This is a genomic window from Microbacterium sp. AZCO (assembly GCF_039614715.1).
Lineage (GTDB): Bacteria > Actinomycetota > Actinomycetes > Actinomycetales > Microbacteriaceae > Microbacterium.
This window is the reverse complement of the sequence record NZ_CP154857.1, coordinates 3,184,183-3,202,103: the sequence shown is the minus strand read 5'-3', so window position 1 is coordinate 3,202,103 and position 17,921 is coordinate 3,184,183. Positions and strand designations below refer to the sequence as shown.

Here is a 17,921-nt window from a genome sequence, read left to right as displayed (position 1 = left end):
GATCGTTGCCGTCCTGTGAGCAAACCCCTCCGTCGACACCGCCGGGCGCTGGCAGACTAGTCGCATGGTGACGCTCCTGCTCGACTCGACCCGCCTCGAGGTCGTGCTGTCGGGCACCGAGCGCCTCCTTTCATTCCGCAAGGGGAATGTCGCGATCGAGCGCGATGCCATCGCCAAGGTGCAGCTCACCGACGACGCGTGGACCTGGCTCCGCGGCGTCCCGACTCCCGGCAGCCACGTGCGCGGCATCCTCGCCATGGGCACGTGGAAGTCGGCGGGCGGCACGGACTTCGTCGTCATCCGCCGCCACCGCGCGGGGGTCGTCATCGACCTCGAGGATCACCCCGAGTTCGATCGCATCGTGCTGACGACGCGCCACGGCCTCGCCCTCGTCGAGGCGCTGCGCCTCGACGTGGCAGACGAGGCGGCCGACGTCGCCGAGATCGCGGCCGAAGCGCGCGCAGCGCGCAAGCCGAAGCGTCCGCGGGCCGCGCCGGTGCCCGCACCGGGCGTTTAGGCCGGCGGACGCCCCGCCTGCGGAGGGCATCCGAGGAGCGGAGGATCGCACGGGCGATCCCGCCCTCCCCTCGTCAGATCTCCTCCTCTCGCACATACGAGGGGAGGGACCGAGGCCTCTCCGACGTCAGCTGACGTCGCGGCGCCAGCTGAACAGCCAGCCGAGCACGACGAAGACGACCGCGTAGCCGAGCAGGACGAGGGCGCCGCCCCACCACTCGAGCGGAGTGCTCGCGTTGCCGGTCGTCGCGGTGCTCACGGCGAACACGCTGGCGCCGACCAGCGCGTCGCTCGCGGCGCCCGGGAGGTACTTCGTCACGTCCGACAGCCCCTCGACGAAGGATGCCGCAGCCCGCGCGACCGGCTCGAGGAACTGCGTGAACACGAGCACCCCGACGATCGCCCCGACCTGGTTGCGCACGAGTGCGCCGATCCCGATGCCGACGAAGACCCAGAGGACGTAGGCGAGCAGCATCCGGGCCAGCATCGCCCACGTGTCGGGCGACGTGATCTCGGTGTCGAGGCCGTATCCGGCGAGGAAGGCCGCCGACGGGGCGAACGCGGCGACCAGGCCGATGATGCCGTAGAGCACGCCCAGCAGGATGCCGACCACGAGCTTCGCGACGAGGACCGTCGCGCGTCGGGGAGTCGCGAGGAACGTCGGCGTCAGGGTCTTGTGCCGGAACTCGCTCGTCACGGCGAGCGTGCCGATCAGCAGCGGGAAGACGTAGCCGACCGAGGTGGCGCTGCTGTACAGCACCGGGGCGAGGCCCTCGGACGGGATCTGCGGGCCGTTGCCGGGGAGTGCCCCCGTCGACGAGGCGGAGAACACGAAGGCGAGCACGGATGCCGTGAAGCCGACGTACACGAGCAGGACGATCGCGAGGATCCACCACAGCGACGTGGTGAACTGCTTCGTCGTCTCGGAACGCGTCGCGGTCGCGAGGCTCATCGGGCTTCCCCTTCCTCGGACTCGTCGGCTTGTCGCGCGTTCTCGGCCCATTCGGGCGAGAGGTCGGCGAGGGTGCCGAAGGGGCCGGTCTCGGGGGTGGCCGTGTCGTCGATGGATGCTTCGCCCTCCCCGTCGGACGCCGCGTGCTCGGGCTCCGGCTCGGAGTGGTGGTCGGGGTCGGGGTTTTCCGACTCCGAGGCGGCGTGGTGCTCGGGGTTCTCCGGCTCCGGCTCGGCGTGGTGCTCGGGCTCGGCGTGGTGCTCGTGCTCGGCGTGGTGCTCGGGCTCGGGGTCCTCCGGCTCGGACTCCGATTCGGCGAGCGGCTCGGGCTGCGCCTGCCACTCGGGCGGAGGTCCGCCGAGCTCCTCGGGGGTGGGGGTCTCGAGCTCCGAGACCGGCAGGTTCGCTCCCGCCGGTGGCTCCGCGGGGGCGTCCGCCCCAGCTCGCTCATGATCGAACGACGCGAAGAAGCGGTCAGCATCGCGGTCGGCGTCGGTCTTGATGTACGTCTCCCAGGGCCGGTCACCGCCGCTCGCGGTGTTCTCGTCCTCGTGCTCGCTCGCGTGGTCGCCGTCGTGCGGCTCGTCGGCAGGAGCGTCGCCCGAGTCCTCCTCGGGCGCATCGGCGCCGTCCGCCTCGACGCCGGCGACCGGAATGATGTCGATGATGCCGGTGCTGGCCACGGCGAATGATGCGGGTGCAACGGGTTCCTCGCCGCCCTCAGGCTCGCTGTGGGGCTCGGATTCGGGGTCGGCCTCCGACGTAGGCTCAGGCTCGGGCTCGGGCTCGGGCTCGGTCTCGGTCTCGGGTTCCGAGTCAGGCTCGGTCTCCGCCGCGACGGGTTCGCTGGCATCAGCATCCGCCTCCGGCTCCGCGGTCACGCCAGCCGCGTCGGACTCGTCGTCGGTCGCCGGTTCGGCGGCTACGCCAGCCGCTTCGGACTCGTCGTCGGTCGCGGGCTCGTCGGCCTCGCCGCTCGCCTCCGGCTCGATCGCCTCCGGCTCGATCGCCTCGGACTCAGCCGCCTCCGGCTCACCCGCCTCCGGCCCGGCCGCGACAGCGCCTGCGGCCTCGACACCCGCCTCCGGCTCGCCCGCAGCATCCGCCTCCGGCTCGCCCGCGTCCGAGCCCTCCGCCGCGATGACCGCTGCTCCTGCCACCGCCGCACCGGCACCAGCGGCCTCCGTCCCGATGCCAGGGCCCACGGCATCCGCCGGCACGCCGCCGGAGGCGCTCGGGTGCACCCGCACGCCGTTCACGAGGTCGAGGAAGATCTCCTCGAGCGCGGGTCCGCGACGCTGCAGAGACGACAGGGCGACGCCCGACTCCGCGGCGATGCGTCCGACACCCGCGGGATCGAGGCCTCGCACCGTGAGGCCCGATCGCAGCACCTCGAAGTCGACGTCCTCCGCCTTCAGCGCCGCGGAGAGGGCGGCGCGATCGGGGGAGTCGACGACGGTCGCGTACTCGGACGGGTCGGACAGCTCGGCCAGCGCACCCTGGAAGACCAGGCGGCCCGCGGCGATGACGATGAGCGAGTCGACGGTCTGCTGCACCTCGGCGAGCAGGTGCGACGACACGAACACCGTGCGGCCCTGGCGGGCGAGCTCCCGCAGGAGTCCCCGCATCCACTTGATGCCCTCGGGATCGAGTCCGTTCGCGGGCTCGTCGAGCACGAGCACGCCGGGGTCGCCGAGCAGCGCGTAGGCGAGGCCGAGGCGCTGCCGCATCCCGAGCGAGTAGCCGCCGACTTTCCGGCCAGCGACGTCGGAGAGACCCACGAGCCCGAGCGACTCGTCGACGCGCGAGGACGGCAGTCCGGCTGCCTGCGCGTACACCTTGAGGTGGTTTGCGCCGGAGCGTCCGGGATGGAAGCTGGATGCCTCGAGCACAGCCCCGACGGACCGCAGCGGATTGCGCAGCTTGGCGTAGGGCACGCCGCCGATCGTGGCGGAGCCGTCCGTCGCACGCACGAGCCCGAGCAGCACCCGGAGGGTTGTCGTCTTGCCGGCGCCGTTGGGTCCGAGGAATCCGGTGACCCGGCCCGGCTCGACGCGTGCGGTGAATCCGTCGACGGCGGTGACGGCGCCGAAGCGCTTCGTGACTCCGGAGAATTCCAGCACCTGTCCGTCGGGCATGCCGAACCCTCTCTCGTTGCGAGCCGATCCCCCCATCTTTGCGGAAAAGCCCTCTTCCCGCCGGTAGTTCGCGCGGGCACGCCGTTCGGATCGCGCGCACCCGGGATCTCGACCAGCGGGAACGGTAACGTTGCACCGTGGGCGATGGGGGCATCACTGCAGAAGACAAGGTCGTCGTGCGCGCCGAGGGCTCGCTCGGACGACTCACGCTCAACCGTCCGCAGGCGATCAACGCGCTCGACCTCGACATGATCCGGCTCCTGACCGCTGCCCTCGACGTGTGGGAGCACGACCGCGACATCGACACCGTCGTGCTCGACGGTGCGGGCGAGCGCGGCCTGTGCGCGGGCGGCGATGTGCGCGGGCTCTACGAACGCACCGTCGCGGGCGACGCCGAGGCATCCGCCCTCTTCTTCCGCGAGGAGTACGCGCTCAACGCGCGCATCTCCGACTACCCGAAGCCGATCGTGGCCCTCGCCGACGGCATCACGATGGGCGGCGGCATCGGACTCGCGGGCCACGCGCCCTTCCGGATCGTGACGGAGCGCTCGAAGCTCGCGATGCCCGAGACCCGCATCGGGTTCACCCCCGACGTCGGCGGCACCTGGCTGCTCGCCCGCGCACCGGGCCGCCTGGGCGAGTACCTGGGCCTGACCGGGACGGTGATGGATGCCGCGGACGCGATGTACGCCGGCTTCGCCGACCACCTCGTGCCGACCGAGAACCTGGAAGGGTTCGTCGACGCCCTCGCGACGCGCGCCGACCCGAGCGGTCCGGCCGAGTTGGTCCTGCTCTTCGACGAGACGCCCGCGCCCTCCCGGCTCGCCGCCGCCAGGGCGTGGATCGACGACGCGTTCGCGGCGGACACCGTCGGCGAGATCATCACGCGCCTGCGTGCGCGCCCCGAGGACGAGGCCCGCTCGACCGCTGACCTCCTGGAGGAGCTCTCGCCGACGGGACTCGCCGTGACGCTCGAGGCGGTGCACCGCGTGCGCTCGCTGCCGACCCTGCGCGACGCCCTCGCGCAGGAGTACGGGCTCGTCATGTGGTTCGCCGCGACGCAGCCCGACCTCGCGGAGGGCATCCGCGCGCAGGTCGTCGACAAGGACCGCTCGCCCCGCTGGCGGCCGGCGACCCTCGCCGAGCTGTCACCGGAGGCGACGGCATCCGCCTTCTCGTTCACTCCGTCGGTTCCGCTCTGGCGGTGATCCCGTGGCGCGCGCGACGAACCACGCAGAGGGGACCGGCGTGCGCTCGCGAGCGGGGAGGCGCGGGTGGTCGATCGGCGTCGCGCTGGACTGGTTCTTCTTCGTCTTCGCAGGCCTCGCCGCGGTGTGGCTGGCCTACCTGAGCCTGACCGAGACGTTCAATCTCGGCTGGTGGGGCATCCTGTTCGCCATCGTGTTCTGGGCCCTGCTCGCCTATCTCGTGCTGCCCCGCCTGCACCGCATCTTGACGACCATCTACGTGCCCGACTACTTCATCGGGCGCACGCGGACGAGCGACGGGCTGCTCGGCGACCCCGTGAACCTCGCGTTCATGGGGAGCGGCGAGCAGATCGAGGCGGCCATGCGCGCCGCCGGGTGGACACGGGCCGACCCGATCACGATCACCTCGACGTGGCGGATCGTCGCCTCGACCCTCACCCGCCGAAGCTACGACGAGGCGCCCGTGAGCCCGCTGTTCCTGTTCGGCCGCGCGCAGGACTTCGCGTACCAGCAGGACGTCGACGACAGCCCCGCGCAGCGGCATCACGTGCGGTTCTGGCAGTGCCCCGAGGGCTGGCTGCTGCCCGGCGGCCGGCGCGTCGACTGGCTCGCCGCGGGCACCTTCGACCGGCGCGTCGGCCTGTCGCTCTTCACGCTGCAGATCACCCACAAGATCGACGCCGAGACCGACATCGAGCGCGACCACATCATCGCGACGCTCACGGTCGCCGACCCCCGCATCGATGTGCGGCTCATCGACGACTTCTCCACGGGCTATCACGCGCGCAACGGCGGCGGCGACTCCATCTCGACCGACGGTGATCTCCCGATCGTCGACGTGCGGGACGTGACGCTCGACGACACGGCGGCGATGCTCGAGAACGCCGCGAAGGATCCCGATCCCGCCTCTGCCGTGCCGAACACGGAGGATGCCGCGTGACGACGCCCACCCCCGCCAAGCGCCCCGCGTACGAGCCGGCGAAGAAGCTCCTGCGGCCCCCCGGCTACCGGCCGGACATGAAGCGCCCGCCGACCACCGTCGCGGGTGCCGTGCTCGTGCTGCTGCGCGTCGTCGTCGGCCTGCTCCTCCTCGCCGAGCTGGCGCTGAACTGGAACGTGGTCGCGGCCGAGAGCACGATCGCGCTGGAGGGGGTCGCCGCGAGCGAGGCGGTCGGCATCGGGCTGTGGATCGTCGTCGCGATCATCGGGATCGTCATCCTCGTCGAGGTCGTGCTCGCCGTGCTCATCCTGCTCGGACACAACTGGCCTCGTGTCGTCGTCATGGTCTTCGCGGTGCTCTCGATCTCTGCCGCGTTCGGCGCCTGGTGGCTCGAGAACCTGGAGATCACCCTCAAGACCAGCCTTCTCACCACGGCACTCGATACGCTGATCCTCCTCGCGCTGTCGAGCCGCAGCGCGGCCGCGTACGCTCGGCGCAACGAGCAGCGCTGAGAGGTACTCGCCGCATGTTCGATTCCCCCCTGTCCGCCTCCGCCTATCAGGTGCTCGGCGTCGACCCGACCGTCGACGAGGAGGGCCTGCGCAAGGCCTACCGGCTGCGGCAGCGTCAGACGCATCCCGACACGGGGGGCGAGGCAGCCGTCTTCATCCAGGTGCAGCGTGCGTGGGAGCTCGTCGGCACGCCCGCGGCGCGGGCCGCGTACGACCGCGGCCACGGCTTCGGGGCGACTCCCGCCGCGTCGTTCAGTCCGGATGCGCCGGTCTGGCGTCCGCCGTCACGCCCCGCCGACACGCGTCCCAAGGCGCGCTCGTACGGCCAGCCGGGCGGCTGGCGCCGCGAGAGGTACCTCACGCTCATGCGGGAGTGGGTGGGCCGCGGCGTCGACATCCCTGATCTCTACGACCCGGCGCTCGTGCGCTCGGCGCCGCACGCGCTGCGGCGACTCCTCGCCGACGCGCTCGCGGAGGAGGCGACGGCCCGCGTCGTCGCCGACCTCGGCATGGGATACACCGTGTGGCACGACGTCGCGGCCGGCCACGCGTCGGACGAGAAGGTCGACCACGTCGTCCTCGGGCCGAGCGGGCTCTACGGCGTCATGTCGGAGGACTTCGGCGGACCGGTCCGCGTGCGCCGGGGCGAGCTCGTCGGCGACGGCGTCGAGGGCGCGCCGATCGCGACGCTCCTCGCGCGGCTGCGGAGCGTCGCTCGCAGCGCCCGCGTGAAGTTCGGCGGAGCGATCGTCGTGCTCCCCGACGACGACCTCGACCAGCCCATCCAGGAGCTCGGCAAGGTGCGCGGCGTGCCCGTCGCCGTCGTGTCGCGGAGCGCTCTGTCGACCGTCCTCCGCCGCGGCGTCACGGGTGCGCGCGAAGTGGGCGGCAACGAGGTCTTCGACATCCGCACGCGCCTGCAGCACGCCGTCCGCTACGTCTAGAAGCGGCCGGCCCGCGGCCCGAGCCGCCCTCGGTCCCCGAGGCGCCCTCGGTCCCGGCGCCGCCCTCGGTCCCCGAGCTTTGTCGAGGGGTCGCCCGTCGGGCCCGGTTCAGCCCGCGAGCCCGAACAGCTCCAGCGGGTGCGTCAGCCGCCACCAGGCCGACGGCGGATCGATCTCGCTGGTCAGCACGGCGTCGACCGTGGCCGAGTCGAGCGGTCCCTTCACGCTCAGCGTGCCCACGTTGCGACCCGCGTCGAGCTCGTCGCCGAGCTTCAGGTCGGTCGAGACCGCGCCGGACGCGCCGTTCCACAGCACGACCGAGGCATCCGCCGCCGTCGTGACGTCGGAGTGCTCTCCCCAGGCCGTGTCGACGACCCCGACCTTCGTGCCCGCCGGCACCGACGGCTTCTTCTGCAGCTCGGCCTCGAGCTGCGTGAACAGCGCCCGCGTCGCCTCGATGCGGCCGGCGTCGTTGCGCTGCCCGAGGACGGCGGCGTAGAGGCGCACCGGCGTCTCGCCGACCGTGATGTTCTTGGCGGCGAGCAGGTTGTAGGTGTCGAGCGACCCCGTCTTGACCCCGATCACGCCGGGGTCGGCGAGCAGGCCGTTCGTGCTCTTGACGTGCCCCGCGCCGGGGAGGTCCACCTCGGACTTCGCCACGATCTCCGCGATGACCGGATTCTCGAGCGCCTTCTCGGCGAGCGGGATGAGGGATGCCGCGCTCGCCGTGTTGCGGGCGTCGAAGCCGGTCGGCTCGTACACCGTGATGCCGGGCAGCCCATGCGCGGTGAGCCACGTCCGCGCCGCATTGGCGTACACGGCATCGCTCGGCCACAGGTTGTTCGCGAGACGGTCCGCGTAGTTGTTCGCCGACCCGATCAGCATCCCCTCGAGCAGCTGGTATTCGCTGAGACTGCCGCCGACGGGCACGTCGAGCGCCGACTCGCCGCGGTTGCGGTAGCCCCAGTACTTGACGCGATCCGCCGCCGTGAAGCTGTAGGCCGGCCCCTGTTCGCCGGGTTCGAGCGGCTGCGACTCGAGCACGAGCAGCGCGGTCACGACCTTCGTGATGCTCGCGATCGGCGCCGCATCGGCCGTGGAGCCGACGACGCCGTCGAAGCCCGTGACCGCGACCGCGCCCTGACCCTGCGCGGGCCACGTCGGCGTCGTCGCGGGGGCGGGGGCGGAATCGATCTGCACCGCCTCGATGGTCGGTGCGACCGCGGTGAGGGGCCACAGGAGGGTCGTCGCGGAGTAGCCGCCGATGAGCGCCGCGATGATCGCGACGGGCACGAGCACGCCCGGACGGAACGGGGAACGGCGCGGGGGGCGCGCCAGCAGATCGGTCTCGACCGTGATGTAGGGGGTCGTCGCGGCTGAGAGGTCGCGCGGGGCGCCGACCTTCGTCAGGAGCGCGGTCTCATCGACCCACGCGAACGCGACGCGCGGCTCGCCGAGCGCCTTCCCCGGCTTCTTGAGGGGAGGGGATGCCTCCGGCTCGAGCCGCGCGGGAGGCTCGACGAGCACGTCACCGGTGTCCGTGCGCACGTCGTCGTGCGCCGGGGGCTCCGTATCGGCGAGGGTCACCCGCTAAAGGTACCTTGCCCCGCCAGGGGTATACTCAACGCCACAACCACGGGAGTCCGGTGTGCCGGGCTGAGAGGAAGCGACCACGCTTCGACCGTCGAACCTGATCTGGATCATGCCAGCGCAGGGAGGAGAACACATGCACGTTTCCACGTCCGCGCCCGCCCCGGTCGCCACCGCTTCGCGCCGCCTCCGCTGGAGGGTCGTCGACATCGTCGTCGCCAGCGTCATCGGCGTCGCATCCGGCCTCATCTTCCTGTTCTGGAACATCGGCTACCTCGGACCCTCCGCGCTGCTGCAGCCGCTCCTCCCGGGCCTGCAGGGACTGCTCGACGGCCCGTGGCTCTTCGCGGGAGTGCTCGGCGCGCTCATCATCCGCAAGCCGGGCGCCGCCCTCTACGTCGAGACGCTCGCCGCTGTCGTGTCGGCGCTCGTCGGCAACCAGTGGGGCGGCTTCCTCACGCTCGAGGCGGGTCTCGTGCAGGGCATCGGGGCCGAGATCGTGTTCCTGATCTTCGCCTACCGCGTCTGGACCCTCCCCGTCGCGATGCTCGCCGGCGCGGGCGCCGCGATCGCCGGCGGCATCAACAACCTCGTGCTCTGGTACGCAGGGTCGAATACGTCCTTCACCATCACGTACCTCATCTCGACCACGGTGTCGGGCGCCGTCATCGCGGGACTGCTGCCGTGGCTCGTCACTCGGGGCCTCGCCGCGACCGGCGCCCTCGCGCGCTTCGCGTCGGGTCGCGAAGCGCGCGCCCGCGTCTAGCGTGCCCGGCGCAGCATCCGCTCCCGCCGCCGTCGAGGCGCGCGGCTGGGGGTGGCGGCACGCGAGCCGTCGGGCCTGGGCGCTGCGGGACGTCTCGTTCCGCATCGATCCCGGCGAGCGCGTGCTGCTGCTCGGCGCCTCGGGCTCGGGCAAGTCGACGCTGCTGCACGGCCTCGCGGGCGTGCTCGGCGGCGACGACGAGGGCGAGTCGTCGGGATCGCTGCTGATCGACGGAGCGGATGCCGCGGCCGCGCGCGGCACGGCGGGCCTCGTGCTCCAGGACCCGGACGCCCAGGTCGTGCTCGCCCGCGTCGGCGACGATGTCGCCTTCGGCTGCGAGAGCCTCGGCGTGCCGCGCGACGAGATCTGGCCGCGCGTGCGCGAGGCGCTCGACGCCGTCGGCCTCGACGTCGCCCTCGACCGTGCGACCAAGGCGCTGTCCGGCGGGCAGAAGCAGCGGCTCGCGCTCGCGGGCGCGCTCGCCATGCTGCCGGGTCTCCTGCTCCTCGACGAGCCGACCGCCAACCTCGACCCCGACGGCGTCGCCGAGGTGCGCGAGGCTGTCGCGGAGCTCGTGTCGCGGCATCCCGCGACCCTCGTCGTCGTCGAGCACCGCGTCGACGTGTGGCTGCCGCTCGTGTCGCGCGTCATCGTCCTCGGCGCCGGCGGCGTCGAGGCCGACGGGCCGCCCGACGTCGTGCTCGCCCGCGAGGGGCGCCGGCTCGCCGAGCAGGGGGTGTGGGTGCCCGGCATCCCTCCCGCTCTTCCGCCCGCCCCGGTGGGCGCGCCCGGCGAGGCGCTCGTCTCGGCGCGCGGGCTCGCGGTCGAGCGCGTGCGCGGTGTGCCCGTCGCCTCGGGCGTGGATCTTGAGGTGCGCGAAGGCGCAGTGCTCGCCGTGACCGGTCCGAACGGCGCCGGCAAGTCCACCCTCGGCCTTAGCCTCGCGGGGCTTCTGCCGCCCGCGGCTGGGCGGGTCGACGCCTCGCCGGCGCTCGCGGCGGGGGCGGGATCCGCGCCGATCCGCTGGACCTCGCGGCAGCTGCTGACCCGCATCGGCACGGTGTTCCAGGACCCGGAGCACCAGCTGCTCGCCCGCACCGTCCGGGAGGAGCTCGAGGTCGGGCCGCGCGCGCTCGGACTCGGCGAGGGGGAGACGGCCGCGCGGGTCGAGGAGCTCCTGGTGCGGCTGCGCCTCGACCGCCTCGCCGCCGCCAACCCGTTCACGCTGTCGGGCGGGGAGAAGCGCCGCCTCACGGTCGCCGCCGCGCTCGCGACCCGGCCGCGCGTGCTCGTGCTGGACGAGCCGACGTTCGGTCAGGACGCCCGCACGTGGGCGGAGCTCGTCGCGCTGCTCGCGCGCCTGCGCGACGGGCTCGACGGCGACGAGCGCTCGGCGATCGTCGCGATCACGCACGATCTCGACGTCGTGCGGGCGCTGCGCGCCGACGTCTACGCGCTGGGGGCGGCGTCGTGACGCTCCTCACCCGGGCACGATCGCGGAGATGTGCAGGATCGCGGATCCGCGCGCCGCATCCACTCCGTCATCCTGCACATCTCCGCGATTCTGCGCGCACCGGGACAGCCGGCGCGGCTGCCGAGGGGGAGGGATGACGCTCCTCGACGCCCGCGCGCGCACCGGCGCGGTCGCGCGCATCAACCCCGTCGCGAAGCTCGGGGCGTCGGCACTCATCGCGCTGCCGCTCGTGCTGACCCTCGACTGGGTCTCCGCGGCGGTCGCGCTCGTCCTCGAGTGCCTGCTCTTCCCCTTCGCGGGGATCGGGTGGCGCGAGTTCTGGCAGCGGACCCTGCCGGTCTGGATCGCGGCGCCGCTCACGGCGCTCACGATCGCGCTCTACGGCGAGACCTCGGGTCAGGTGTACGTCGACTGGCTCTTCGTCCGCGTCAGCGAGGGGTCGCTCGAGCTCGCCCTCGCGACGTTCTTCCGCGTGCTCGCGATCGCGCTGCCGTCGGTCGTGCTGTTCGTGACGGTCGACCCCACCGACCTCGCCGACGGCCTCGCGCAGGTGCTGCGCCTGCCGTCGCGCTTCGTGCTGGGGGCGCTCGCGGGACTGCGCATGGTCGGCCTCTTCATCGACGACTGGCGGGCGCTCGAGCTCGCGCGCCGGGCGCGCGGCGTCGCGGATCGGGGCCGCATCCGCCGCTTCCTCGGCATGGCCTTCGCGCTGCTCGTGCTCTCGATCCGGCGCGGGTCGAAGCTCGCGACCTCGATGGAGGCGCGCGGCTTCGGTGCGCCCGTCGAGCGCACCTGGGCGAGGGAGTCGCGCTTCGGCGGGCGCGAGTGGGCGCTCATGGCCATCGGCGCCGCGATCTCCGCCCTCGCCGTCACGGCCGCCGTGCTCGCGGGCACGTGGAACTTCATCCTCGGCCCGGCGTGAGGATCTACGGCGCGAGCGCCGCGTACTCGTCGCGGAGGGCGGGGTAGTAGTCGTCCCACACGACGGCCGCGGCATCCTGTCCCTCATGCGCCGCCATCGCACGGTCGAGGTAGTACTCCCAGCCGGGCCCGATCGAGCCGATGTCCTCGCCCGCGTCGACCGGCTGCCCGAAGCGCAGCGTCGTGACGCCGTCGGACTCCTCGAGCTCGAACCACAGCCGCCAGCCGCTGTCGGTGTCGCCCGCGAAGCGGCGCGGGCGGTCGCACTCGTGGATCGTGTACCGCGACGGCTCAGGATCGTCCGCTTCGGCGGTCATGAAGAACGACACGTGTCCCGTCGTGGGGTCGCCCTCCCAGTAGCCGATCCAGGAGCGCAGCCGCTCCGGATCGGTGAAGGTCTGCCACACCGCCTCGGCGGGCGAGCCGAACGTGCGGGTCAGGACGAGGTGCGGCGCTCCGTCGATCGTGCGGACGGTGCCGGTGCGGGTGACGGTCATGTGGCGTTCCAGAGCTCCCGGTAGTAGTCGATGCGCTCGGCGTCGGGCTCGATCCCGTACGCCGCGAGGAGAGCGCCGTCCCATCCCGGACCATAGTTCCACTCGGTGCTCATCGTCGCCACGGCGAGATCCGCCCAGCGGTCCGCGACGCCGAGCGCACCCAGGTCGACGTGCCCTGTCCACCGGCCGTCGTCGCCGACGAGCGTGTTCGGGCAGCAGGCGTCGGCATGGCAGACGACGAGCCGGTCGATCTCGGGCGCCTCGCGCAGGCGATCGGGAAGAGGGATGCCGCGCCCCGCGGCGTTCGCGATGCGCGACGGCACCGACCAGTCGAAGGGGCACTCCTCCACCGGCAGGGCGTCGTGGACCGCGCGCAGACCCTCGCCGACCGCGCGGACGGCGGTGGCGGCATCCGCCGTCCATCTCGAGGCGACGGCGGACTCGCCGGGGATCGTCGTCGTGACGAGCCACTCGTGCGTGTCGTCGCCGCCGACCTCGACGACTCCCGGCACGGCGATACAGCGCCCCGCCCACGCGAGGCGCTCGGCCTCGCCGGCGAACGAGGTCTCGAGGGTGCGCGGGCCGTGCTTGACGTGCCGGCCGTCGTCGGTGCGGAAGGTCACGCCTCCGATCTCGTTGACCCACACGGCCTTGACCGCCGCGCCGCGCGCGAGCGCGCGCACGCGCCCCGGCACGGCGACCGGTTCGGTGGGGATCGACACGATGCCATTCTCGGTCGTGAGGGCGGCATCCATCCCTTCGTCGCCGCGCCACTTTCCTGCGAGCGCGCCGTCGGCCGTCGGCTGCGGTCGCAGGAAACCGGCGCGCTCGCGAACCGAACCGAGCCGACCGACGCCGAGGCTGACCCCGCGCTCGCGAACCGAACCGAGCCGAGCGACGCCGAGGCTGAGCCCGCGCTCGCGCGAAATCAGTCGAGCAGGGCTTCGCGCAGGAGGTCGGCGTGATTGTGCCGCTCGTCGTGCGCGCCGTACAGAAGCGTCACGACGTCCTGATCGGCGAGGGCGGTCCGCAGCGCGGGCACGGCGGGATTGGTCGCGAGCTCGGCGCGATAGGCGGCGGCGAAGGTGTCCCAGTCCATGCCGTCCTGGTGGAACGCCCGCCGCAGCTCGGTCGTCGGGGCGGCCTCCTTCGCCCACAGGTCGATCGCGGCGCGCTCCTTCGAGACGCCGCGCGGCCACAGCCGGTCGACGAGGACGCGGAAGCCGTCGTCGGGAGAGGCGTCGTCGTACACGCGCTTGAGTCGGATCTCCACGGCATCCAGTCAACTCCCCGGCCTCCCGCCGCGCCACCCTTCCCGGCTAGCCTGGGGGACGGCATCCACGGATCGTCGTGAGACGGAGTCCCGCCTATGCTGGAACTGGATGCCACGACTCGAGTTCGAAGGAGAACGCATGGACATCACGGGCGCAGCCGCGCTGGTGACGGGCGGCGCGAGCGGTCTGGGCCTCGCGACGGCGAAGAGGCTCGCCGATGCCGGAGCCGTCGTCACGATCGTCGATCTGCCCGCCTCGGCCGGAGCGTCGGTCGCCGAGGAGCTCGGCGGCGGCTTCGCGCCCGCGGACGTCACCGAGCCCGACCAGGTCGCCGCCGCGATCACGCAGGCGGCGGCATCCGGTCCTCTGCGGGTCGTCGTGAACTGCGCCGGCATCGCTCCGCCCGCGAAGGTGCTCGACCGCGAGGGCAACCCGTCGCCGCTCGCCGATTTCGAGCGGATCGTCCGCATCAACCTCATCGGCACGTACAACGTCATCGCGCAGGCGTCCGCCGTCATGTCGAAGACCGAGGCGACGGTCGACGGCAACCGGGGCGTCATCGTCAACACCGCGAGCGTCGCCGCCTTCGACGGCCAGATCGGGCAGCCGGCCTACTCGGCGAGCAAGGGCGGCGTCCACGCCATGACGCTGCCGATCGCGCGCGAGCTGGCGCGGTACGGCATCCGGGTGCTGACGATCGCCCCCGGGATCATGGAGACCCCCATGCTGAAAGGCCTCCCCGAGGCCGCGCAGGAGTCGCTCGGCCAGCAGGTGCCCTACCCGCAGCGCCTCGGACGGCCCGACGAGTACGCGAAGCTCGTGCTCGCGATCGTCGACAACGGCTACCTCAACGGCGAGACCATCCGCCTCGACGGCGCGATCCGCATGGCGCCGAAGTAAGGAGTGCACATGAGCGACTCGATCCTGCTTTCCCGCGAGGGCGGCCTCGCCCGGGTCACCTTCAACCGCCCCGCGTACCTCAACGCGATGGACTTCGAGATGGGGCGCCGCTGGCGCGACGTCGCGCACGAGCTGACGTCCGACGACTCGGTGGGGGCGGTGATCCTGGATGCCGCGGGCCCGGCGTTCTGCGCGGGCGGCGACGTCATCGCGATGGCGACCTCGGAAGCCGGCGGTGCCGACGTCACCGAGACGGCGCACATCATCCACGACGGCATCCGGACGTTCGCCCTGTCGGACAAGCCCATCGTCGCCGCCGTCCAGGGCGCCGTCGCGGGCGGCGGACTCGGGCTCATGCTGACGGCGGACTACATCGTCGCGTCGGAGTCGGCGAAGTTCGTGAGCAAGTACGCCAACATCGGCCTCACCCCCGACCTCGGCGTCTCGACGCTGCTGCCCGCCGCGATCGGGCAGCGCCGCGCGCTCGCGCTGCTGCTGCAGGACCGCACGATCGATGCCGCGACGGCCCTCGACTGGGGCCTCGTGAGCGAGATCGTGCCCCCGGCCGAGGTCGCGGACCGCGCCCGGGCGGTCGCCGAGTTCTGGCTCGCGAATGCGACAGCGGCGTTCGGAGAGGCGAAGCGTCTCGTCCGCGTCGGCGCCGACCGCGCCTTCGAGACGAACCTCCACGACGAGGCCGCGACGATCGGCGCGCGCTTCGACACCGACGAGTCCCGCGCCCGCGTCGCGGCCTTCGCCGCGGCATCCGCCAAGCGCTCGTCCTGAACGCTCACGCGCCGTGACCGGATGCTCTCGCCGAAGGCGCACGACCGGCGCGAACGACATCCGCACTCGGCGAGCACCCACGACCTCGACATCAAGCAAAGGACCCCGATGACTGACAAGCCGCTGGCCGGCAAGACCATCCTCATGTCCGGCGGCAGCCGCGGCATCGGCCTCGCGATCGCGCTGCGCGCTGCGCGCGACGGCGCGAACGTCGCGCTCATCGCCAAGACCGACACACCGCACCCGAAGCTCGAGGGCACCGTGCACACGGCGGCACAGCAGATCCGGGATGCCGGTGGCCGGGCGCTCCCGATCGTCGGCGACGTGCGCAACGACGACGACATCACGCGGGCGGTGCTCGAGACGCAGGGCGAGTTCGGCGGCATCGACGTCGTCGTCAACAACGCGAGCGTCATCGACCTCTCCGGCTCGCTCGACCTCGCGGCGAAGAAGTACGACCTCATGCAGGACGTCAACGTGCGCGGGACGTTCCTGCTGTCGCGCACGGCCGTGCCCATCCTGCGCGAGAGCGCGAACCCGCACATCCTGTCGCTCTCGCCGCCGCTCAACCTCTCGCCGAGGTGGCTCGGCGCGCACACGGGCTACACGCTCGCGAAGTACGGCATGACGATGGCGACGCTCGGCCTCGCCGCCGAGTTCGCGAAGGACGGCATCGCCGCCAACACGCTCTGGCCGCGCACGACGATCGCGACGGCGGCGGTGCAGTTCGCGCTCGGCGGCGACCGCATGATGAAGGCGAGCCGCACCCCCGACATCTACGCCGACGCGGCGTACGAGATCCTGCTCAAGCCCGCCCGCGACTACACGGGGCAGACGCTCATCGTCGAGGATGTGCTGACGGATGCCGGCGTCACCGACTTCTCGCGCTACGCCGCTGTGCCCGGCACGCCGGACGAGGCCCTGTTCCCCGACATCTTCCTCGACTGAGCTCGACGCGGGACACCCGCGTCAGACGAGCCCGAGCCGGCGGAATGCGTTCGCGATGCCGTCGTCGAGCACGTCCGTCGTCACGAAGTCGGCGAGCTCCTTGAGCTCGGGCTGCGCGTTGCCCATCGCCACCGAGACGCCGCACACCTGGAACATCTCGATGTCGTTCCAGCTGTCGCCGACCGCGATGGCGTCGGTGGAATCGATGCCGAGGTGCGTGAGCAGCAGTTCGATCGCCGAGCCCTTCGTGGTGGTGCGCTCGCTGATCTCGCCGTTGGAGCCGCCGGGGAGCGGCATGCTGCCGGGCACGACGAGGAACTCGTCGCCGAGATCGGCGCGCAGCTCGTCGAGTCCCTCCGGGTGATCGCTGACGAAGACGGCCTTGTCGATCCGGGAGAGGTCGGCCTCGTCCACGCTCGGGAATCGGCGCTGCGCGAGCCCGACGAGCGAGTCCTCGGGGCGCACCTCCAAGCCGGCTTCGGTCCGGGCCTCGAGCGCCTCGGCGTACTTGCGCATGAGCTCGGCCATACCGTCGCTCGCGTACACGGCATCGCGGGTCTGGAGGAAGTAGTGGATGCCGCGGCCGCGCATCGCCGTCAGCATCCGGTCCGTGGCGGCGGGCGAGAGCGGGCGGTCGACGATCACCTCTCCGTCCGACACGACGAGGGCGCCCGAGTTGGTCACCGCGCCGTCGAAGCCGATCTCGGCGACGTTCGGATGGATGTCGGCGGCGGATCTCCCCGTGCTCAGGTACACCAGGTGTCCGGCGGCGCGGACCGCCCTGATCGCCGGGCCGGTCGAGGGGCACACGTTCGAGCCGTGCTCGAGGATCGTGCCGTCGACGTCGAGGAAGACGATGCGCCGGCGATCCGCGTGCGGCGGGGGCGGGGGGAGCGGGGTCATGAGTGCCGGTTGCCGGTGAAGAGGAGGATGCCGCCGAGGCCGATCATGAGCCCGCCGCCGGTCGCCGAGAGGCGCGCGATGCGCTTGGGCGACCGTCCGAACCAGTCGCGCGCCGCGGCGGCGACCAGCGCCCAGACGCCGTCGGAGAGGAGCGCGATCGCGAAGAAGACGAGGCCGAGCTCGATCATCTGCAGCGGCACCATCCCCGCGTCGAGGTCGACGAACTGGGGCAGCACCGCGACGAAGAACGCGATCGTCTTGGGGTTCGTGATGCCGACGAGGAAGCCCTCGCCCAGCTGCCGCCAGTGCGAGCGCGGCAGCGCGCCGTTCGTCGCCGCCTCCGCGGTTCGGTTGCGGTGGCGGATCGCCTGCACGCCGAGGTACATGAGGTACAGGGCGCCGGCGACCTTGACGATCGTGAAGAGCACGATCGAGCTCGCGACGACGCCGCCGACTCCGAGTGCCACGGCGACGATGATCGGCAGAAGGCCGAGGGCGTTGCCGAGCACGCTCAGCAGACCTCCGATGCGGCCGAGCGCGAGCGCGCGCCCGATCGTGAAGAGCACGCTCGGGCCGGGGATGACGATCAGCACGAGGGCCGCGAGAGCGAAGGCGAGGAGGTTCTCGGTCGGTACCACGCTGAAACGATAGT

19 protein-coding genes and 1 riboswitch are annotated in these 17,921 nt (G+C 72.3%); of the genes, 11 read left to right on the top strand and 8 right to left on the bottom strand.

Translation table 11 applies throughout. The features are described from left to right. Positions 1-64: 64 nt before the first annotated feature. Positions 65-517: a hypothetical protein gene (locus AAIB33_RS14590; protein ID WP_345800686.1), complete on the top strand. Its 453-nt coding sequence runs from the start codon at positions 65-67 to the stop codon at positions 515-517. A gap of 126 nt (positions 518-643) precedes the next feature. Here the strand turns inward: AAIB33_RS14590 and AAIB33_RS14585 are convergent, their stop codons facing one another. Together AAIB33_RS14585 and AAIB33_RS14580 are read right to left on the bottom strand one after the other, a co-directional pair. After that, positions 644-1,468, bottom strand: coding sequence for an ABC transporter permease (locus tag AAIB33_RS14585; protein WP_345800685.1), 825 nt, complete (start codon positions 1,466-1,468; stop codon positions 644-646). Next, on the bottom strand, positions 1,465-3,606 hold the full coding sequence (locus AAIB33_RS14580; protein WP_345800684.1) for an ATP-binding cassette domain-containing protein: 2,142 nt from the start codon (positions 3,604-3,606) through the stop codon (positions 1,465-1,467). The genes AAIB33_RS14585 and AAIB33_RS14580 overlap by 4 nt, the downstream gene beginning before the upstream one ends. A gap of 137 nt (positions 3,607-3,743) precedes the next feature. Between AAIB33_RS14580 and AAIB33_RS14575 the strand changes: the two genes are divergently transcribed. The 4 genes from AAIB33_RS14575 to AAIB33_RS14560 are packed head-to-tail and all read left to right on the top strand — an operon-like array spanning position 3,744 to position 7,210. Continuing rightward, positions 3,744-4,814: an enoyl-CoA hydratase/isomerase family protein gene (locus AAIB33_RS14575; RefSeq protein WP_345800683.1), complete on the top strand. Its 1,071-nt coding sequence runs from the start codon at positions 3,744-3,746 to the stop codon at positions 4,812-4,814. Between the two features lie 40 nt (positions 4,815-4,854). Then, positions 4,855-5,754 (top strand): LssY C-terminal domain-containing protein, encoded by a 900-nt coding sequence (locus AAIB33_RS14570; protein WP_345800682.1) that lies wholly within the window; start codon positions 4,855-4,857, stop codon positions 5,752-5,754. After that, the gene (locus tag AAIB33_RS14565) at positions 5,751-6,266 is read left to right on the top strand and encodes a hypothetical protein (protein ID WP_345800681.1); all 516 of its coding nucleotides are present in this window, start codon (positions 5,751-5,753) and stop codon (positions 6,264-6,266) included. Before AAIB33_RS14570 ends, AAIB33_RS14565 begins: the two co-directional genes overlap by 4 nt. A gap of 14 nt (positions 6,267-6,280) precedes the next feature. Continuing rightward, positions 6,281-7,210, top strand: coding sequence for a J domain-containing protein (locus AAIB33_RS14560; RefSeq protein ID WP_345800680.1), 930 nt, complete (start codon positions 6,281-6,283; stop codon positions 7,208-7,210). A gap of 108 nt (positions 7,211-7,318) precedes the next feature. Here the strand turns inward: AAIB33_RS14560 and AAIB33_RS14555 are convergent, their stop codons facing one another. Then, the gene (locus AAIB33_RS14555; protein ID WP_345800679.1) at positions 7,319-8,797 is read right to left on the bottom strand and encodes a D-alanyl-D-alanine carboxypeptidase; all 1,479 of its coding nucleotides are present in this window, start codon (positions 8,795-8,797) and stop codon (positions 7,319-7,321) included. Positions 8,798-8,835: 38 nt separating this feature from the next. Further along, positions 8,836-8,944, top strand: a riboswitch (TPP riboswitch). Between AAIB33_RS14555 and AAIB33_RS14550 the strand changes: the two genes are divergently transcribed. From AAIB33_RS14550 to AAIB33_RS14540, 3 genes are all read left to right on the top strand, one after another. After that, the gene (locus tag AAIB33_RS14550; RefSeq protein WP_345800678.1) at positions 8,937-9,566 is read left to right on the top strand and encodes an ECF transporter S component; all 630 of its coding nucleotides are present in this window, start codon (positions 8,937-8,939) and stop codon (positions 9,564-9,566) included. Its footprint overlaps the riboswitch before it by 8 nt. A 1-nt stretch (position 9,567) precedes the next feature. Then, positions 9,568-11,040, top strand: a complete 1,473-nt coding sequence (locus tag AAIB33_RS14545; protein WP_345800677.1) for an ATP-binding cassette domain-containing protein — start codon at positions 9,568-9,570, stop codon at positions 11,038-11,040. Between the two features lie 133 nt (positions 11,041-11,173). After that, positions 11,174-11,962 carry an energy-coupling factor transporter transmembrane component T gene (locus tag AAIB33_RS14540; protein ID WP_345800676.1) on the top strand — a complete coding sequence of 263 codons (789 nt, stop codon included), beginning with the start codon at positions 11,174-11,176 and terminating at the stop codon, positions 11,960-11,962. A gap of 4 nt (positions 11,963-11,966) precedes the next feature. Here AAIB33_RS14540 and AAIB33_RS14535 read toward each other — a convergent pair whose 3' ends face one another. The 3 genes from AAIB33_RS14535 to AAIB33_RS14525 all read right to left on the bottom strand — a co-directional run bounded on the left by AAIB33_RS14535 (position 11,967) and on the right by AAIB33_RS14525 (position 13,731). After that, on the bottom strand, positions 11,967-12,458 hold the full coding sequence (locus AAIB33_RS14535) for an SRPBCC domain-containing protein (protein WP_345800675.1): 492 nt from the start codon (positions 12,456-12,458) through the stop codon (positions 11,967-11,969). Beyond that, on the bottom strand, positions 12,455-13,180 hold the full coding sequence (locus AAIB33_RS14530) for an aminoglycoside 3'-phosphotransferase (RefSeq protein WP_345800674.1): 726 nt from the start codon (positions 13,178-13,180) through the stop codon (positions 12,455-12,457). The genes AAIB33_RS14535 and AAIB33_RS14530 overlap by 4 nt, the downstream gene beginning before the upstream one ends. 206 nt (positions 13,181-13,386) lie before the next feature. After that, positions 13,387-13,731 carry a DUF488 family protein gene (locus AAIB33_RS14525; RefSeq protein WP_345800673.1) on the bottom strand — a complete coding sequence of 115 codons (345 nt, stop codon included), beginning with the start codon at positions 13,729-13,731 and terminating at the stop codon, positions 13,387-13,389. 139 nt (positions 13,732-13,870) lie between these two features. On the opposite strand from AAIB33_RS14525, the gene AAIB33_RS14520 reads away from it, so the two are divergent. The 3 genes from AAIB33_RS14520 to AAIB33_RS14510 all read left to right on the top strand — a co-directional run bounded on the left by AAIB33_RS14520 (position 13,871) and on the right by AAIB33_RS14510 (position 16,366). After that, the gene (locus AAIB33_RS14520; RefSeq protein WP_345800672.1) at positions 13,871-14,632 is read left to right on the top strand and encodes an SDR family NAD(P)-dependent oxidoreductase; all 762 of its coding nucleotides are present in this window, start codon (positions 13,871-13,873) and stop codon (positions 14,630-14,632) included. Between the two features lie 9 nt (positions 14,633-14,641). Then, a complete protein-coding gene (locus tag AAIB33_RS14515; RefSeq protein WP_345800671.1) occupies positions 14,642-15,418 on the top strand; it encodes an enoyl-CoA hydratase/isomerase family protein in 777 nt (258 codons plus the stop codon). A 108-nt stretch (positions 15,419-15,526) separates the two neighbouring features. Then, the gene (locus tag AAIB33_RS14510) at positions 15,527-16,366 is read left to right on the top strand and encodes an NAD(P)-dependent oxidoreductase (protein ID WP_345800670.1); all 840 of its coding nucleotides are present in this window, start codon (positions 15,527-15,529) and stop codon (positions 16,364-16,366) included. 21 nt (positions 16,367-16,387) lie between these two features. On the opposite strand, the gene AAIB33_RS14505 is transcribed toward AAIB33_RS14510, so the two are convergent. Both AAIB33_RS14505 and AAIB33_RS14500 read right to left on the bottom strand, forming a co-directional pair. Further along, entirely contained in the window at positions 16,388-17,269 is an 882-nt protein-coding gene (locus AAIB33_RS14505) for an HAD family hydrolase (RefSeq protein ID WP_345800669.1), read from the bottom strand. Continuing rightward, positions 17,266-17,907, bottom strand: a complete 642-nt coding sequence (locus AAIB33_RS14500; RefSeq protein ID WP_345800668.1) for a LysE family translocator — start codon at positions 17,905-17,907, stop codon at positions 17,266-17,268. Before AAIB33_RS14500 ends, AAIB33_RS14505 begins: the two co-directional genes overlap by 4 nt. Positions 17,908-17,921: the final 14 nt, after the last annotated feature.

Bases quoted from the DNA above. Each gene is read 5' to 3' on its own strand.
- AAIB33_RS14535 (WP_345800675.1), bottom strand. From the start codon at position 12,458: ATGACCGTCACCCGCACCGGCACCGTCCGCACGATCGACGGAGCGCCG.
- AAIB33_RS14505 (WP_345800669.1), bottom strand. From the start codon at position 17,269: ATGACCCCGCTCCCCCCGCCCCCGCCGCACGCGGATCGCCGGCGCATC.
- AAIB33_RS14580 (WP_345800684.1), bottom strand. From the start codon at position 3,606: ATGCCCGACGGACAGGTGCTGGAATTCTCCGGAGTCACGAAGCGCTTC.
- AAIB33_RS14585 (WP_345800685.1), bottom strand. From the start codon at position 1,468: ATGAGCCTCGCGACCGCGACGCGTTCCGAGACGACGAAGCAGTTCACC.
- AAIB33_RS14515 (WP_345800671.1), top strand. From the start codon at position 14,642: ATGAGCGACTCGATCCTGCTTTCCCGCGAGGGCGGCCTCGCCCGGGTC.
- AAIB33_RS14550 (WP_345800678.1), top strand. From the start codon at position 8,937: ATGCACGTTTCCACGTCCGCGCCCGCCCCGGTCGCCACCGCTTCGCGC.
- AAIB33_RS14510 (WP_345800670.1), top strand. From the start codon at position 15,527: ATGACTGACAAGCCGCTGGCCGGCAAGACCATCCTCATGTCCGGCGGC.
- AAIB33_RS14540 (WP_345800676.1), top strand. From the start codon at position 11,174: ATGACGCTCCTCGACGCCCGCGCGCGCACCGGCGCGGTCGCGCGCATC.
- AAIB33_RS14560 (WP_345800680.1), top strand. From the start codon at position 6,281: ATGTTCGATTCCCCCCTGTCCGCCTCCGCCTATCAGGTGCTCGGCGTC.
- AAIB33_RS14590 (WP_345800686.1), top strand. From the start codon at position 65: ATGGTGACGCTCCTGCTCGACTCGACCCGCCTCGAGGTCGTGCTGTCG.
- AAIB33_RS14520 (WP_345800672.1), top strand. From the start codon at position 13,871: ATGGACATCACGGGCGCAGCCGCGCTGGTGACGGGCGGCGCGAGCGGT.